The following is a 16677-nucleotide window of genomic DNA, read 5'->3' as shown; positions in this document are numbered from 1 at the left end:
TTCCTGTCGGGTTAGCCATTAAATCCACCCTGACCGCAATAGGGAAACGAATAAAACCCCATTATTTTCAATGGGTAAACATAGTAACGTTTATCCATAATTTATCCTTAATGTCCCGATATGATGCCCGCCGAACGGCCATTCGATGATCACAATTCAAGAAATAGATGATCACGGCCGATAACCATGTTTTATGGCAAAAAGGAGTATGCAATGACCACAATATCGACAACAACAGCGTCAATCCAAACGGGTAGCGCAGGAAGTTCTTCATCCGCTAGCAACGATATCGCTTCGCAAATCAGCCGTATTACTCAGAAGATCACCAAGCTGACCCAGCAACTGAAAGAAGTGGCGAACGGCAGTGGTTCGACTGAAGACAAGAAGAAACAGCAAGAGATGATTCAGCAGCAAATCCAGCAACTGCAAGCGCAACTGGCACAACTGCAGCGCAAGCAGGCTGAGGAAGCAGAGCAGAAACAAACCCAGCAGCAAGCGAAAACGGAAGGTGTTAACAAGCCTTCCGACGATCATCAGATTGATGTTTACATCTGAGTAAATAACGGATCGTCCTCACGGGCCTGGTTCAAACACCGGGCCTGTTCTCTGACCACTTCCCATAATGCCTGCGCCGCTCCCGAGAGTGACCGATTTTTTCGCCGCACCAGCATAATTTTGCGCTGCATATCCGGCACCAGCCTTTTTACCGTCAGCTCACTTCCCTGCGGCATCGGCAAGGCGAGTGCGGGCAGAATACTGATGCCAATTCCCGCTTCGACCATTGGAAACAGCGTTGCCGGATGGCCAATCTCCTGCACGATTGTCGCGCGAACAGCAAAATGGCGCAGCGCAGCATCGATAAGCGGTCGGCTACCAGATGCGTAATCCTGCACTACTAATCTCGCACCATCCAGCGCCGACCAAGGCACCTCCGCAAGCTGTGCCCATGAGTGATCGCTGCGACACAGCAAAAAGAATGGCTCCTCGAGGATCTCTTCGCTCTGAAAATCGTTCACCGGGCCAGGATCTATCACAATGCCAAAATCCACCTCGCCCTGGCGAATGCTCTCCAGCACCCACTGTTGCGGCCTGTCGTGCAACACAAAATCAATTTCCGGATAGCGCTGGTTGCTGCTGGCGATGCACTGTGGGATCAGGTGCGCCGAAATGGTCTGGCTCGCCGCTACGCGAACCGTGCCAGTCAGTTGCTGACCGACACGCCCGGCTTCACGCAGCGTGCTGCTAAGCTCATCTAACAGCCGCTCAAGGCGACCGGCCAGTTGATGCCCGGCTTCGGTCAGCACCACTTCGCGGGTGGTACGATCGAGTAAGCGCACGCCGGTTTGCAGCTCCAGCTCTTTCACGCTGTGGCTTACCGCCGACTGGCTGAGGCCGATTATCTCCCCTGCCCGGCTAAAACTTTTGGCCTGCGCCACGGTGACGAAAACACGTAACTGACGTAAGGAATAATTCATCTTATAAATTCATGAATGGATGCAATAAATCAATTTTATTTCTCAAAACAGAAAAAGCACAATAGCGACACCGACTTTCAGGAGTGCACATGAAACTTTTTCGTATCCTTGATCCTTTTACGCTCACGCTGGTGTGTACCGTTTTGCTGGCCTCTTTATTCCCGGCGCGCGGCGGTTTTGTGCCGTTTTTCGAAGGGCTGACCACCGCCGCGATTGCACTGTTGTTTTTTATGCACGGCGCAAAACTGTCACGCGAGGCGATCATCGCTGGCGGTAGCCACTGGCGTTTGCATCTTTGGGTAATGTGCAGCACGTTTGTGCTTTTCCCGGCGCTCGGCGTGCTGTTTGTCTGGTGGTCGCCGGTGAATGTCAGCCAGGAGCTGTACACCGGTTTTCTGTATTTGTGCATTCTGCCTGCGACCGTTCAGTCGGCGATTGCCTTTACCTCACTGGCGGGCGGTAATGTCGCGGCGGCGGTGTGCTCAGCATCAGCTTCCAGCTTACTCGGCATCTTCTTGTCGCCGCTGCTGGTTGGCCTGCTGATGGATCTGCACGGCGCTGGAGGCAGCCTTGAGCAAGTGGGTAAGATCATGCTGCAACTGCTGTTGCCGTTTGTGCTTGGTCATCTTTCTCGCCCGTGGACCGGCGCTTTTGTGGCGAAACATAAGAAGTGGATTTCAAAAACCGACCAGACGTCGATTCTGCTGGTGGTTTACACCGCCTTTAGCGAAGCGGTGGTGAACGGTATCTGGCATAAAGTGGGCGTCGGTTCACTGCTGTTTATTGTCATAGCGAGCCTGGTGTTGCTGGCGATTGTCATCGTGGTGAACGTGGTAGTGGCGCGTAAGTGCGGGTTCAACAAAGCCGATGAAATCACCATTGTTTTCTGCGGTTCGAAAAAGAGCCTCGCCAACGGTATTCCTATGGCCAACATTCTGTTCCCGACGTCGGTGATCGGGATGATGGTGCTGCCGCTGATGATCTTCCATCAGATTCAGTTGATGGTCTGCGCCGTGCTGGCGCGCCGTTATAAACGTCAAACGGAGCAACAGCAGGCGCAGGAAGCGGCGAAAGCCTAACCGCGTTTCAGGGGCTGCACCAGATGGCTCAGCCCTTCCGTTTTGATCAGTAACGTTATTTGCATCAACTCGCCCAGCCGCCCGGCGGGAAACGAATCCTTCCGGGCAAACCACAGCAGATACTCTTCGGGCAGATCGATAAGCCGCCGCCCCTGGTATTTACCAAACGGCATGATGGTGTTAGCAATCTCGACGAGTTGTTCCTTTTCCATTTACGCTCCCAGCAGGCGGATCATCTCGGCTTCGTCGATAACCTCGATACCGAGTTCCTGCGCCTTCGCAAGCTTAGAGCCCGCCGCTTCCCCGGCAATCACCAGATCCGTTTTCTTCGACACGCTGCCCGCAACTTTTGCCCCTAAGGCGGTTAAACGTGCTTTGGCGTCATCGCGCGAAAGCTGGCTCAGGCTACCAGTCAGCACAATAGTTTTTCCGGCAAACGGGCTGTCGATCTCTTCGGCCTTGACGACAACCGGCGCAGGCCAGTGAATGCCAACATCCTCAACTAACTGGCGGATAACTTCGCGGTTGCTCTCTTCATTGAAGAAGTTGTCCACGTGCTTTGCGACTACAACCCCTACATCAGGCACTTTTTGCAGCTCGTCAACGCTTGCGGCCATCAGCGCCTCCAGCGTACCAAAGTAAGCCGCCAGACCGGCGGCCGTGGCTTCGCCAACCTCGCGAATACCGAGCGCATAGAGGAAACGGGCAAAGGTCGTCTCTTTGGCTTTCTCCAGCGCATTGACCACGTTTTGCGCCGATTTGGGCCCCATACGATCAAGACCCGTTAGCTTACCGGCCGTAAGCCGGAATAAGTCTGCCGGTGTATGGACGTACTCTTTTTCAACCAGTTGGTCGATGATCTTGTCGCCCATGCCGTCGACATCCATCGCGCGACGGGAGACAAAATGCTTCAGCGACTCTTTACGCTGCGCACCGCAGATTAACCCGCCGGTACAGCGGGCAACGGCTTCGCCTTCAATACGCTCAACATCGGAACCACACACCGGGCAGTGCGTCGGGAAAAGTACTTCACGGGTTTCTTGCGGACGCTCGGAAAGCACCACATTCACCACTTGCGGGATCACATCACCGGCGCGGCGAATCACTACTTTGTCGCCAATACGCAGACCCAGACGGTCGATTTCATCGGCGTTGTGCAGCGTTGCGTTGCTGACCAGCACCCCGGCAACGTGTACCGGCTCAAGTCTGGCAACAGGCGTAATCGCACCGGTACGCCCGACCTGGAACTCAACATCACGCACAAAGGTCATTTGCTCCTGCGCCGGGAATTTAAACGCTACCGCCCAGCGCGGCGCACGGGCGACAAAGCCCAGCTGTTCCTGTAAATCGAGCGAGTCGACCTTAATCACCACACCGTCAATATCAAAACCAAGCGTGGGGCGATCGACCTCAACCTGGTGGTAGAAGGCCAAGACCTCTTCCGGCGTGTTGCAAAGGCGTATGCGGTCACTTACCGGCAGCCCCCAGGCTTTGAACTGCTGCAAGCGGCCCAGATGGCTGCGCGGCAGTTCGCCGCCTTCGAGAATGCCGATGCCATAGCAGAAGAAGGTCAGCGGGCGTTTGGCGGTGATACGCGGGTCAAGTTGACGCAGCGAGCCTGCGGCGGCGTTGCGCGGGTTGGCAAACACCTTCGCCCCGGTACTACGCGCATCCTCGTTGATTTTTTCAAAACCCGATTGCGGCAAAAACACTTCACCACGCACTTCAAGACGGGCGGGAATATTGTCGCCGTGCAGCTTGAGCGGGATGGCACGGATAGTGCGCACGTTGGTAGTAATATCCTCTCCGGTGGTGCCATCACCGCGCGTTGCCGCGCGCATCAGCACACCGTTTTCGTAGAGAATACTGACCGCCAGACCATCGAGCTTTAGCTCGCAGCAGTAGGTGAGCGCGTCGGTGCTTTTCAGCCTGTCCTGCACACGTTTGTTAAAAGCGAGGAAACTCTCTTCGTCAAACACGTTGTCCAGCGACAGCATCGGCACTTCATGACGTATCTGGCTAAAAGCCGTAAGCGGCGCTGCGCCAACACGTTGCGTCGGCGAATCAGGCGTGACTAAATCAGGGCGCTGCGCTTCCAGTTCACGCAGTTCACGCATCAGACGATCGTACTCGGCGTCCGGGATCTCCGGCGCGTCCATAACGTGGTACAGATATTCATGATGGCGAAGGCTGGTTCGCAGTTCTGTCAGTTGTTGTTCAATTGAGTCCATATCGCACCATCAATGATAAAAAACCCCCGACTGGCGGGGGTTCTGGAAGGAAATAATGTTCGTGGTCCCGTTACGCGTTGGCGTCTTTGACCTCGCGAATACGATCCTGGTATTCACGTAATTTCTGCGGCGTCATCATCCGACGCTGATCGTCCAGCACTACGCCGCCGACTTCATCGGCGATATGCTGTGCGGATTGCAGCATCAGTTTAAAGTTTTGCAACTCGTCGCCATAGGAAGGCACCTGCATAAAGATGGTGACGCCTGGCGTTGCCATCTCGCTCATCGTTTCGACATCAAACGTGCCGGGATTAACCATATTGGCCAGGCTGAAAAGCGCCGGGCCACTGCCGTCCGGGCTAAGATGACGGTGAAAAATGCTCATGTCGCCGAATTTAAACCCGGCCTGCAAAATGCTGTTCAGCAGCACTTCGCCATTCAACATGCTGCCATGGTGTGCAGCAACGTTCATGATAATCACGGTTTCTTTGCGCTGCGGTTTTTCCACCGGCGCTTCGACAACCGGCTCAGGTTCCGGCTGAGACGCGGGCTGCGCAATTTCAGGTTGCGATTGATACTGCGGCGCAGGCTGCTGAGGTGCCATTGGCTGTTGTGGCGCTAAAGGCTGTTGCGGCGCGTGACGCACCGGCTGCGTTTCAAAGGCAGGTGCTTGCGCCGGGCGCTCCGGCTGCTGCTGGGAATAAGGCTGCTGCGCGTGGTGCGGTGGCTCTTCAGGTTGAACAGGCGGTGCCGACGGGCGTGGCTGTGCCGACGCATAAGGCGGCTGATATTGGTGCTGACGCGGCGCGTCCTGCTCGTTACTGGCTCCCGGCGCGTGATTCACTTTATGAACACGCACTTCACCTACGCCTTCGTCTTCTTCGACGTCCTCGTCATCCAACTCGTCGTCACGTCTCGACTTCATGCGTTTTAATGGGCGATCCCGGAACATGGACGAACGTTCTTTGCGACTGGTCCAAAACCCATGAACCAGCAAAGCAATTATGGCGATCGCGCCAACAATGATTAATATCAGACGCAAATCCTGCATCATTATATTCTCTGTTGTTCTAACACCTTGCCACCACGGCAAACATTTACTCACTAAGAGTATTTGCCCATTACGTCAAGTGCAAGTGCGCGCGTGTCTTTCGCAGCATAAAGATGAACGAAATTGTGCTTTTTGCTGTTTTTTCGAACATTTCCGAACGGGTTTCCCCCGTCTGATGAATATTATAAGCTGCAGTTTTCGGTCGTCATGAAAGGAGTATGGCCAGATTATGGTTTCATCATCCCCGTCTGTTGCTCGCAGCGGCATGTTTTACTTTTCCCAGGGCTGGAAACTGGTCACACTGCCAGGCATTCGTCGCTTTGTGATCTTGCCGTTAATGGTAAATATTTTGCTGATGGGTGGCGCGTTCTGGTGGCTATTTACCCGCCTGGATAGTTGGATCCCTTCGCTGATGAGCCATGTGCCGGACTGGCTGCAATGGCTGAGCTATTTACTGTGGCCAATCGCCGTTATCTCAATTCTGTTGGTCTTCGGCTACTTCTTCTCAACCCTTGCGAACTGGATTGCCGCTCCCTTTAATGGCTTGCTGGCAGAACAACTGGAAGCACGCCTTACCGGCGCGACACCGCCCGACGTCGGCGTTTTTGGGCTGCTCAAAGATGTACCTCGCATCATGAAGCGCGAATGGCAAAAACTGGCCTGGTATCTGCCCCGCGCCTTGCTGTTGCTGGTGCTTTATTTTATTCCCGGTATTGGGCAAACCGTCGCCCCGGTGCTGTGGTTCCTGTTCAGTGCGTGGATGTTAGCTATCCAATATTGCGACTATCCGTTTGATAACCATAAGGTGCCGTTTAAAGCGATGCGCGTTTCCTTGCGCGAACGCAAGGTTATTAATATGCAATTCGGTGCGCTCACCAGCCTCTTTACGATGATTCCGGTGTTGAATTTGGTTGTGATGCCCGTAGCGGTGTGTGGCGCAACAGCGATGTGGGTCGATTGCTATCGGGAAAAACACGCGGTTTGGCGATAAGGATTTATTCCGTTTCTTATTCCATACTGATTAGCATTATTTCGCCTCAGCATATAGATATGCGATTTCCTTACTTCCCCAACAACAGTAAGTGCGTATGCTGAGGTGGTTCCCAAATTTCATACAGTTAAGGACGGGCTATGAGTAAGATTTTTGAAGACAACTCGTTGACGATTGGTCATACGCCGCTGGTTCGACTGAACCGCATCGGTAACGGCCGCATTCTGGCGAAGGTCGAATCACGTAACCCAAGCTTCAGCGTAAAATGCCGTATCGGTGCCAATATGATTTGGGATGCCGAAAAACGCGGGGTACTGAAACCGGGCGTAGAACTGGTTGAACCAACCAGTGGCAACACCGGGATCGCACTGGCCTATGTCGCAGCTGCACGCGGCTACAAACTGACGCTGACCATGCCGGAAACCATGAGTATCGAACGCCGTAAATTGCTAAAGGCATTAGGCGCGAACCTGGTACTGACGGAAGGTGCAAAAGGCATGAAAGGCGCGATTCAGAAAGCGGAAGAAATTGTCGCCAGCGATCCGGCGAAATTCCTGCTGTTGCAGCAATTCAGTAACCCGGCTAACCCGGAAATTCATGAAAAAACCACCGGCCCGGAAATCTGGGAAGACACAGATGGCCAAGTTGATGTGTTTATCTCCGGCGTAGGCACTGGCGGTACGCTGACCGGCGTAACGCGTTATATCAAAAATACCAAAGGCAAAACTGACCTGATCACCGTCGCGGTCGAGCCAACTGATTCACCGGTTATTTCCCAGGCGCTGGCAGGCGAAGAGCTGAAACCTGGCCCGCACAAAATTCAGGGCATCGGCGCAGGCTTTATTCCCGGCAACCTGGATTTGAAACTGATCGATAAAGTTGTCAAAATCACCAACGAAGAAGCCATCAGCACCGCGCGTCGTTTGATGGAAGAGGAAGGTATTCTGGCGGGTATCTCTTCGGGTGCTGCCGTTGCGGCGGCGCTGAAATTGCAAGAAGACGAAACCTTTACCAATAAGAATATCGTGGTGATTTTGCCTTCTTCTGGCGAGCGTTATTTGAGCACCGCGTTGTTTGCCGATCTGTTTACTGAAAAAGAACTGCAACAGTGATGCCAGATTGTTAAATCAGCACAAAAAAGCACCGATTGCGGTGCTTTTTTGTGGCATATATCAAATTTTCGTCCTACCTGGCATTGCCTGAAACCTCCTGGTCTGGTATTTAACCATCACATTTATTTTGATGCGCGAAATTAATCGAAGGCAAGATTTCACCAAGCTGAATCGATTTTATGATTTGGTTCAATTCTGCCTTTCGCTGCATAATGTTTAATGACTAGCGAAACGTCAGCAGCCAGAAGCGCCAGCGTTTGGTTGCGCCAGGCAGGCTTCTGTAGTTTGTCCCGTTGCGCCGGCGCTAACAATACAGGCTAAAGTCATGCCGCCAGGCTAGACTTTAGTTCCACAACACTAAACCTATAAGTTGGGGAAATACAATGTTCCAGCAAGAAGTTACCATTACCGCTCCGAACGGTCTGCATACCCGCCCTGCTGCTCAGTTTGTTAAAGAAGCAAAAGGCTTCTCTTCTGAAATCACTGTGACTTCTAACGGCAAAAGCGCTAGCGCGAAAAGCCTGTTCAAACTGCAAACTTTGGGCCTGACTCAAGGTACTGTTGTGACGTTGACCGCTGAAGGCGAAGACGAGCAAAAAGCGGTTGAGCATCTGGTTAAACTGATGGCAGAACTTGAGTAAGTTTTACTTACGGGTTCTTTTCAAGATCAGTCACAAGTAAAGGTAGGGTTATGATTTCAGGCATTTTAGCATCCCCGGGTATCGCTTTCGGCAAAGCACTGCTGCTGAAAGAAGACGAGATCGTCATCGACCGGAAGAAAATTTCTGCCGACAAGGTTGACCAGGAAGTTGAGCGTTTCCTGAGCGGTCGTGCCAAAGCATCGGCACAGCTGGAAGCAATCAAAACGAAAGCGGGTGAAACTTTCGGTGAAGAAAAAGAAGCCATCTTCGAAGGGCATATTATGCTGCTGGAAGATGAGGAGCTGGAGCAGGAAATCATAGCCCTGATTAAAGATAAGAACATGACTGCCGATGCGGCAGCACATGAAGTTATCGAAGGTCAGGCAACAGCCCTGGAAGAGCTGGATGATGAATACCTAAAAGAACGTGCCGCTGACGTACGTGACATCGGTAAGCGTCTGCTGCGCAACATCCTGGGTATGCCGATTATCGATCTGAGCGCAATTCAGGAAGAAGTGATTCTGGTTGCGGCCGACCTGACGCCGTCAGAAACCGCCCAGTTGAACCTGAAAAAAGTGCTTGGTTTTATCACTGATATCGGTGGTCGTACTTCCCACACGTCTATCATGGCGCGCTCCCTTGAGTTGCCAGCGATCGTGGGCACCGGTAGCGTCACCACTCAGGTTAAAAATGGCGATTATCTGATCCTCGATGCGGTTAACAATAAAGTTTACGTTAACCCAAGCGACGAAGAGATTGAAACACTGCGTGCGGCGCAGGCTCAGGTTGCCGAAGAAAAAGCCGAACTGGCGAAACTGAAAGATCTGCCGGCGATCACCCTTGATGGTCACCAGGTGGAAGTGTGCGCCAACATCGGTACCGTTCGCGATATCGCGGGCGCTGAGCGCAATGGCGCTGAAGGTGTTGGTCTGTACCGTACCGAATTCCTGTTCATGGATCGCGACGCCCTGCCGACTGAAGAAGAGCAGTTTGAAGCCTACAAAGCGGTGGCTGAAGCTTGCGGTTCTCAGGCAGTTATCGTTCGTACCATGGACATTGGCGGCGACAAAGAGCTGCCTTACATGAATTTTCCGAAAGAAGAGAACCCGTTCCTGGGCTGGCGTGCAGTACGTATCGCCATGGATCGCAAAGAGATCCTGCGCGACCAGGTACGTGCGATTCTGCGCGCTTCCGCTTTCGGTAAACTGCGAATTATGTTCCCGATGATCATCTCTGTCGAAGAAGTGCGCGCACTGAAGAAAGAGATTGAGATCTACAAACAAGAATTGCGTAACGAAGGCAAGGCGTTTGACGAGAGTATTGAAATTGGCGTGATGGTGGAAACTCCTGCTGCCGCGACAATTGCCCGCCATCTGGCGAAAGAAGTCGATTTCTTTAGTATCGGTACCAATGATTTGACGCAGTACACCCTGGCGGTTGACCGTGGTAATGATATGATTTCACATCTTTACCAGCCGATGTCACCGTCTGTTCTCACCCTGATCAAGCAAGTTATTGATGCTTCTCATGCGGAAGGCAAATGGACTGGCATGTGTGGTGAGCTTGCTGGCGACGAACGTGCTACACTTCTGTTGCTGGGGATGGGTCTGGATGAATTCAGTATGAGCGCCATTTCTATCCCGCGCATTAAGAAGATTATTCGTAACACAAACTTCGAAGATGCGAAGGTGTTAGCAGAGCAGGCTCTTGCTCAACCGACAACGGACGAGTTAATGACGCTGGTTAACAAGTTCATTGAAGAAAAAACAATCTGCTAATCCACGAGATGCGCCCAAATTACTGCTTAGGAGAAGATCATGGGTTTTTTCGATAAACTGAAATCTTTGGTTTCTGATGATAAAAAAGACACCGGAACCATTGAGATTATTGCCCCGCTTTCTGGCGAAATCGTCAACATTGAAGATGTACCGGATGTTGTATTCGCTGAGAAAATCGTTGGTGATGGCATTGCTATCAAACCGACCGGTAACAAAATGGTAGCCCCGGTTGATGGTACTATCGGTAAAATCTTTGAAACCAACCATGCCTTCTCTATCGAATCCGATAGCGGCATTGAACTGTTTGTTCACTTCGGTATCGACACCGTTGAACTGAAAGGTGAAGGTTTCAAACGCATCGCAGAAGAAGGCCAGCGCGTAAAAGTTGGCGATCCGGTAATCGAATTTGATCTGCCACTGCTGGAAGAGAAAGCCAAGTCAACTCTGACGCCGGTGGTTATCTCCAACATGGACGAAATCAAAGAGCTTATCAAACTTTCTGGTAGCGTAACCGTGGGAGAAACCCCGGTGATCCGCATCAAAAAGTAATGCGTAATGCATAAAAGAATGGCGCCGAAAGGCGCCATTCTTGCTTTACTGCGGCGGTAGAATCAGCTCGTCATGGCCTTTTTCCAGCGTATATCCCATCACTTCTACAACCCGATCACCCGCAGCCTGTATAGCCACATTGAGCGCTTTTCCCTGAACAATGCCGCTCACCAGTTCAGAACAAAACAGGTCGCCTGTACCTTTGAGATCGGTCGCCACACGCGGATAACCACTCACATGAACCACATCAGCGGTAACCAGTACGACATGGATTTGCTCATCATGTTGCTCAACCGGCGCACTGGTGATCGCCACCCAATGCAGCGATTCCGATAACAGGCCTTTTGCCGCCTCAATCGCACTTTGCAAATCCCGGCACGGTTTACCACTCAGCACTTCCAGCTCGAACACATTTGGCGTGATCCCCTGCGCCAGTGGCAGCAGATGTTCACAATATGCCTGCGGAATTTCTGGTTTAACGTAGATGCCGCTATCGGTATCGCCGATCACCGGATCAACCAGAATTAGCAATTGCGGATGTTTTTCCCGCAGCACCGTGAGCCACTGTGCCAGCAGTTTTATCTGGCTGGCACTGCCCATATAACCGGTCGTGACAGCTTTAACGCTGCGCAGAACATCACGCTCCTCCAGCGCTTTTAAATAACCGCTAAACCACTCGTCGGGAATGACGCCGCCGTAAAAGGTGTCATAGTGTGGCGTGTTACTGAACAGCACGGTCGGCACGGCCAGTACGTTCAAATGGTGCTGGCGAATATTCGGTACCGCTATGCTGTTGCCCACGCTCCCGTAGACAACCTGTGATTGTACGGCAACAATATCAGCCTGCTGCGCCCGGGTCTTATCCCTGAACAGGATCATCTCCATTAGGTCTCCTTAACGGGTTAAATCCCCGCGCCCTGCGAATAACTCTCTTCACCAAATACGCCAGTAGAAAGATAGCGATCGCCGCGATCGCAAATAATGGCGACGATCACCGCGCCCGGGTTCGCTTTAGCCACCCGTATTGCCCCTGCTACTGCGCCGCCGGAACTGACTCCGCAGAAAATGCCTTCCTGCACCGCCAGCGTGCGCATGATATTTTCTGCTTCACGCTGATGGATATCCAGCACCTCATCAACCAGAGACGCGTTAAAAATCCCCGGCATATACTCGGCAGGCCAGCGGCGGATACCGGGAATACTGCTGCCCTCTTCCGGCTGTAATCCGACAATCGTCACTTTTTTATCCTGCTCGCGCAGAAAACGCGATACCCCGGTAATGGTACCGGTAGTGCCCATACTGGAGACAAAATGCGTGATACGCCCGCTGGTTTGACGCCAGATTTCCGGGCCGGTGGTGGTGTAATGTGCGTAGGGGTTATCCGGGTTGTTAAACTGATCGAGCAGTTTACCTTCACCACGCGCCGACATGGCCAACGCCAGATCGCGCGCGCCCTCCATGCCCTGCTCTTTGCTGACCAGAATCAGCTCCGCACCGTAGGCGCGCATCGCAGCGCGGCGCTCCTGACTCATATTGTCCGGCATCAACAATTTCATGCGGTAGCCTTTCAGCGCGGCGATCATCGCCAGCGCGATACCGGTATTGCCGCTGGTCGCTTCAATCAGTACGTCGCCGGGTTTAATCTCCCCGCGCTTTTCCGCCTGCACAATCATCGACAGTGCCGCTCTGTCTTTTACCGATCCCGCCGGATTGTTGCCTTCCAGTTTGACCCAGATTTCACTCCCGTTGTCCGGGCTCAGGCGTTGCAATTTGACCAGCGGCGTATTGCCAATGGTTTGTTCTAATGTGTTCACAATCGCTGTCCAATAAAAAACCCGGTCGCAGGATGCATACCGGGCTTGTAGGCCGGGTAAAGCTGTAGGCTATCCGGCAGAAACCACGTCCGTTTAAGCTATCAGGCAGAATCCGCCAGAGCAAGTTCTGCGCGGGCCTCAATGCGTTCGTTACCGTTATATAAACGGGCATGTTGCAGGCCGACGAACAGACGCTCACCGCGCTGGGGGGGATGCTCATCACGCATCACCACGGTCAACGGCTCCGTGTTCCAGCCCAGCGGCTGCACAACCAGTTGGGTGTAATGGCCTTTTGGACTGGCTTCAAGCACCTGTACCGGCAGCGGAGAATCGAGGCTAGTGCGACGGCTGACATCCACTTCCCACGGGCGCAGGAACAGATCGACATCGCCCTGGTAAGCCGGCGTATAACCAAGCGGCCAGCGGTGCGCACCAACATGGAATTGTCCGCCGCTCACCGTGCCTTTCAGGCGGTTAACCTCACCCATAAACTCCAGCACAAAGCGGGTTGCGGGTTCGCGCCAGACCTGATCCGGCGCATCCGCCTGTTCAATATTTCCCTGGCTCATCACCACCACGCGATCGGCCACTTCCGTCGCCTCTTCCTGATCGTGCGTTACGAATACGCTGGTGAATTTCAGCTCTTCATGCAACTGGCGCAACCAGCGACGCAGCTCTTTACGCACCTGCGCATCAAGCGCACCGAAGGGTTCATCCAGCAGTAAAATTTGCGGTTCAACCGCCAGCGCACGCGCCAGCGCCACACGCTGTTTCTGGCCGCCAGAAAGCTGCGCCGGAAAGCGTTCCGCCAGATGTGCCAGTTGCACCATTTCCAGCAGTTGCGTCACTTTGGCTTTGATCGCCGCCGCATTAGGACGTTCTCGACGCGGCAGCACCGTCAGACCGAAAGCGATATTGTCGAACACTGTCATATGACGAAACAGCGCATAATGCTGGAACACAAAACCGACGCGGCGCTCGCGCGCATGCAAACGGCTAACGTCAGTGCCGTGAAAACGAATGCGCCCGCTGGTCTGATGCTCAAGACCAGCAATAATACGCAGCAACGTGGTTTTACCGGAACCGGACGGCCCCAGCAGCGCCACCATCTGGCCGGAAGGGATATCCAGAGAGATATCATTCAGCACCTGGGTGCGACCAAAAGACTTCTTAATATTGGCAATCTCAATGCTCATGATTTCCCTCCTGTTGCTGGCGTTTTTCCTGATTATTCAAACGCCACTGCAACGCACTCTTTAAAAACAACGTCAAAATAGCCATTAAGGTCAGCAGGGCGGCGGCGGTAAACGAACCGACGGTATTGTAATCCTGCTCCAGTAACTCAATTTGTAGCGGTAGCGACAGCGTTTCACCGCGGATAGAGCCGGAAACCACCGACACCGCGCCAAATTCGCCAATCGCTCGCGCGTTAGTCAGTACCACACCGTATAACAATGCCCAGCGGATGTTCGGCAACGTTACGCGCTTGAACATCTGCCAGCCGGAAGCACCAAGCAGAATCGCTGCTTCGTCCTCCTGACTCCCCTGGCTTAACATCACTGGCACCAGTTCGCGCACCACAAACGGACAGGTAACAAACACGGTAACCAGCACCATGCCCGGCCAGGCGAACATAATTTGCAGATTATGCGCATCCAGCCAGCCGCCAAGCGGGCCGTTCGAGCCATAAAACAGCAGATAGATAAGACCTGCGACCACCGGCGAAACAGCAAAGGGAATATCCAGCAGCGTCAACAGTAACTGGCGGCCGGGGAAGTTAAAGCGCGTCACCAGCCAGGCCAGCAACGTGCCGAATATCAGGTTCAGCGGCACCGAAATCAGCGCAATCAGCACCGTCAGCCAGATGGCATGCAGCATGTCGGCGTCCGCGAGGTTTTGCAAAACTGGCATCAGGCCTTTGCTGAATGCCTGCACGAAGATATAAATCATCGGCACGACGAGAATAAACGCCGAGACAATCACTCCGGTGCCAATCAAAAACCATTTGCCCCAGTTCACCTGAGGTTTGACATAGCGTTTCAATTCAGTTATTTCCGCCATTAGTGACCTACCACACGCTGACCAAAGCGGCTTTGCAGGGTGTTAATAGAAAACAGCAACAGCAGAGAAGCCGCCAGGATCACCGAGGCAATCGCGCTCGCCGCCGGGTAATCAAACTCCTGCAGACGCACAAAAATCATCAGCGAGGTGACTTCGGTTTTCCAGGCGATGTTACCGGCGATAAAGATCACCGCGCCAAACTCGCCAAGGCTGCGGGTAAACGACAACGCTACACCTGCCATCAGCGCCGGAGAGAGTTCCGGCAGCACCACTTTGCGAAAACTTTGCCAGCGCGTCGCACCCAGGGTTTCTGCCGCTTCTTCATACTCCGGCCCCAGTTCTTCCAGCACCGGCTGAATGGTGCGCACGACAAACGGAATGCTGGTAAACGCCATCGCCACCGCAATACCGAGCCAGGTATAGGTCACTTTGATATCAAACTTCGCTAACCACTCACCGTAAAAACCATTCACCGAAAACAGTGAGGCCAGAGTCAGACCTGCCACGGCGGTGGGCAACGCAAAAGGTAAATCCATCAACGCATCGAGCAACGTGCGGCCAGGAAAGCGGTAACGCGTGAGGATCCACGCCATCAGCAAGCCAAACACGCCATTAAAAACGGAGGCGACAAACGCAGCAATCAGCGTGACTTTATAGGCGGCCACCACCTGCGGATTAGTGACCACCTCCCAGTATTGCGCCCAGCTCATCTGCGCCAGCTGCATCACCAGCGCGCTCAGCGGCAACAGCAGTATCAGACAAACAAAAAACAGGCTGCTGCCGAGGCTTAAACCGAAGCCAGGCAGCACGCGTTTTGATCCTGCAAACATCACTTACGCCCCGCCGCCAACAACGTGTCCAGTTCACCACCGCTGGCGAAATGGGTTTTCATCACCTCAGGCCAGGAACCGAACTTGTCCTCCACGCGGAACAGCGCCGTCTGCGGGAATTTATCGCTCAGTTTTACCATTACTTCCGGGTTGTTCACGCGATAGTAGTAATCGGTAATGATGGTTTGCGCCTGTGGGCTGTAAAGCCAGGTGAGATAAGCTTTCGCCGCTTTTTCCGTGCCGTTGGCTTTCACGTTTTTATCCACCCACGCCACCGGGAACTCAGCCAGGATGTTGACCTTCGGTACCACAACCTCAAAACCCTGTGCTTCATACTGCTTGCGGATGTTATTCACTTCCGATTCAAACGAGATCAGCACATCGCCAAGCCCGCGCTCAACAAAGGTGGTTGTCGCGCCGCGGCCGCCGGTGTCGAACACCTCAACGTTTTTCAGGAACTGCGTCATAAACTGCTGGGTTTTAGCTTTGTCGCCGCCATCCGCCTGATCCGCTGCACCCCAGGCTGCCAGGTAGGTGTAGCGCGCATTGCCGGAGGTTTTCGGGTTCGGGAAAATCAGCTTCACATCACTGCGCACCAGATCGTTCCAGTCGTGAATGTTCTTCGGGTTACCTTTGCGAACCAGAAACGCCATCGTCGAGTAGAACGGCGAACTGTTATTCGGCAAACGGCTCTGCCAGTCCGCCGGGATCAAGTTGCCTTTGTCGTGCAGGATCTGCACATCGGTGACCTGGTTATACGTCACAACGTCCGCTTTCAACCCTTGCAGGATCGCCAGCGCCTGCTTTGAGGAGCCTGCGTGAGATTGCTTAATGGTCAGCTTGTCACCGCCGTTATCTTTCGCCCATTGCTGTTCGAACGGCGTGTTAAGGGCCGCAAATAGCTCGCGTGATACATCATAAGAGCTGTTAAGCAGTTCCGTCGCTTGTGCCTGAGCGGCCCACAGCGTCAGCGCTGCCAGCGTCAGATATCCTTTTTTCAGTAAGTTAACGGCCATTGCGCACCCTTATAAGCTGATGACATTTCGTCACTCAGTTTATTTATAA

Annotated in this window: 17 protein-coding genes; 7 read left to right on the top strand and 10 right to left on the bottom strand. The window is 53.3% G+C overall.

Translation table 11 applies throughout. The annotated features are described in order from the left end of the window. The first annotated feature begins 213 nt into the window (after positions 1 to 213). Entirely contained in the window at positions 214 to 555 is a 342-nt protein-coding gene (locus C813_RS29705; RefSeq protein WP_017458906.1) for a FlxA-like family protein, read from the top strand. On the opposite strand, the gene C813_RS29700 is transcribed toward C813_RS29705, so the two are convergent. Continuing rightward, a complete protein-coding gene (locus tag C813_RS29700; RefSeq protein WP_017458907.1) occupies positions 546 to 1475 on the bottom strand; it encodes a LysR family transcriptional regulator in 930 nt (309 codons plus the stop codon). The two genes, C813_RS29705 and C813_RS29700, sit on opposite strands and share 10 nt — an antisense overlap. A gap of 89 nt (positions 1476 to 1564) precedes the next feature. Between C813_RS29700 and C813_RS29695 the strand changes: the two genes are divergently transcribed. Next, complete coding sequence (locus C813_RS29695) at positions 1565 to 2554, top strand: bile acid:sodium symporter family protein (RefSeq protein ID WP_017458908.1); 990 nt, start codon at positions 1565 to 1567, stop codon at positions 2552 to 2554. Here the strand turns inward: C813_RS29695 and C813_RS29690 are convergent. From C813_RS29690 to zipA, 3 genes are all read right to left on the bottom strand, one after another. Beyond that, positions 2551 to 2766 (bottom strand): DUF3820 family protein, encoded by a 216-nt coding sequence (locus tag C813_RS29690; protein WP_017458909.1) that lies wholly within the window; start codon positions 2764 to 2766, stop codon positions 2551 to 2553. The genes C813_RS29695 and C813_RS29690 overlap by 4 nt on opposite strands. Further along, positions 2767 to 4785, bottom strand: coding sequence for an NAD-dependent DNA ligase LigA (gene ligA, locus C813_RS29685; protein WP_017458910.1), 2019 nt, complete (start codon positions 4783 to 4785; stop codon positions 2767 to 2769). It lies immediately after the preceding gene. 70 nt (positions 4786 to 4855) lie between these two features. After that, positions 4856 to 5839 (bottom strand): cell division protein ZipA, encoded by a 984-nt coding sequence (gene zipA, locus C813_RS29680; RefSeq protein ID WP_017458911.1) that lies wholly within the window; start codon positions 5837 to 5839, stop codon positions 4856 to 4858. A 226-nt stretch (positions 5840 to 6065) separates the two neighbouring features. Between zipA and cysZ the strand changes: the two genes are divergently transcribed. The 5 genes from cysZ (at position 6066) to crr (ending at position 10907) form a co-directional block, all read left to right on the top strand. Then, positions 6066 to 6827, top strand: coding sequence for a sulfate transporter CysZ (cysZ, locus tag C813_RS29675; RefSeq protein WP_017458912.1), 762 nt, complete (start codon positions 6066 to 6068; stop codon positions 6825 to 6827). Between the two features lie 140 nt (positions 6828 to 6967). After that, positions 6968 to 7939 carry a cysteine synthase A gene (gene cysK / locus C813_RS29670; RefSeq protein WP_017458913.1) on the top strand — a complete coding sequence of 324 codons (972 nt, stop codon included), beginning with the start codon at positions 6968 to 6970 and terminating at the stop codon, positions 7937 to 7939. Between the two features lie 383 nt (positions 7940 to 8322). Beyond that, entirely contained in the window at positions 8323 to 8580 is a 258-nt protein-coding gene (gene ptsH / locus C813_RS29665) for a phosphocarrier protein Hpr (protein WP_007370907.1), read from the top strand. Between the two features lie 50 nt (positions 8581 to 8630). Beyond that, on the top strand, positions 8631 to 10358 hold the full coding sequence (gene ptsI / locus C813_RS29660) for a phosphoenolpyruvate-protein phosphotransferase PtsI (RefSeq protein ID WP_017458914.1): 1728 nt from the start codon (positions 8631 to 8633) through the stop codon (positions 10356 to 10358). Positions 10359 to 10397: 39 nt separating this feature from the next. After that, positions 10398 to 10907, top strand: coding sequence for a PTS glucose transporter subunit IIA (gene crr / locus C813_RS29655; RefSeq protein WP_017458915.1), 510 nt, complete (start codon positions 10398 to 10400; stop codon positions 10905 to 10907). Positions 10908 to 10952: 45 nt separating this feature from the next. Here the strand turns inward: crr and pdxK are convergent, their stop codons facing one another. From pdxK to C813_RS29625, 6 genes are all read right to left on the bottom strand, one after another. Further along, a complete protein-coding gene (pdxK, locus tag C813_RS29650) occupies positions 10953 to 11792 on the bottom strand; it encodes a pyridoxine/pyridoxal/pyridoxamine kinase (protein WP_017458916.1) in 840 nt (279 codons plus the stop codon). 17 nt (positions 11793 to 11809) lie between these two features. Next, positions 11810 to 12721, bottom strand: a complete 912-nt coding sequence (gene cysM / locus C813_RS29645; protein ID WP_017458917.1) for a cysteine synthase CysM — start codon at positions 12719 to 12721, stop codon at positions 11810 to 11812. A 101-nt stretch (positions 12722 to 12822) separates the two neighbouring features. Continuing rightward, the gene (cysA, locus tag C813_RS29640; protein WP_017458918.1) at positions 12823 to 13917 is read right to left on the bottom strand and encodes a sulfate/thiosulfate ABC transporter ATP-binding protein CysA; all 1095 of its coding nucleotides are present in this window, start codon (positions 13915 to 13917) and stop codon (positions 12823 to 12825) included. Further along, complete coding sequence (gene cysW, locus C813_RS29635) at positions 13907 to 14782, bottom strand: sulfate/thiosulfate ABC transporter permease CysW (protein WP_017458919.1); 876 nt, start codon at positions 14780 to 14782, stop codon at positions 13907 to 13909. The genes cysA and cysW overlap by 11 nt, the downstream gene beginning before the upstream one ends. Then, the gene (gene cysT, locus C813_RS29630) at positions 14782 to 15612 is read right to left on the bottom strand and encodes a sulfate/thiosulfate ABC transporter permease CysT (RefSeq protein ID WP_017458920.1); all 831 of its coding nucleotides are present in this window, start codon (positions 15610 to 15612) and stop codon (positions 14782 to 14784) included. Before cysT ends, cysW begins: the two co-directional genes overlap by 1 nt. Then, positions 15612 to 16628, bottom strand: coding sequence for a sulfate ABC transporter substrate-binding protein (locus C813_RS29625; protein ID WP_017458921.1), 1017 nt, complete (start codon positions 16626 to 16628; stop codon positions 15612 to 15614). Before C813_RS29625 ends, cysT begins: the two co-directional genes overlap by 1 nt. Between the last annotated feature and the right edge of the window lie 49 nt (positions 16629 to 16677).

This window comes from Kosakonia sacchari SP1 (assembly GCF_000300455.3).
Taxonomy (GTDB): Bacteria; Pseudomonadota; Gammaproteobacteria; order Enterobacterales; family Enterobacteriaceae; genus Kosakonia; species Kosakonia sacchari.
This window is presented reverse-complemented; position numbering and strand designations above follow the sequence as displayed.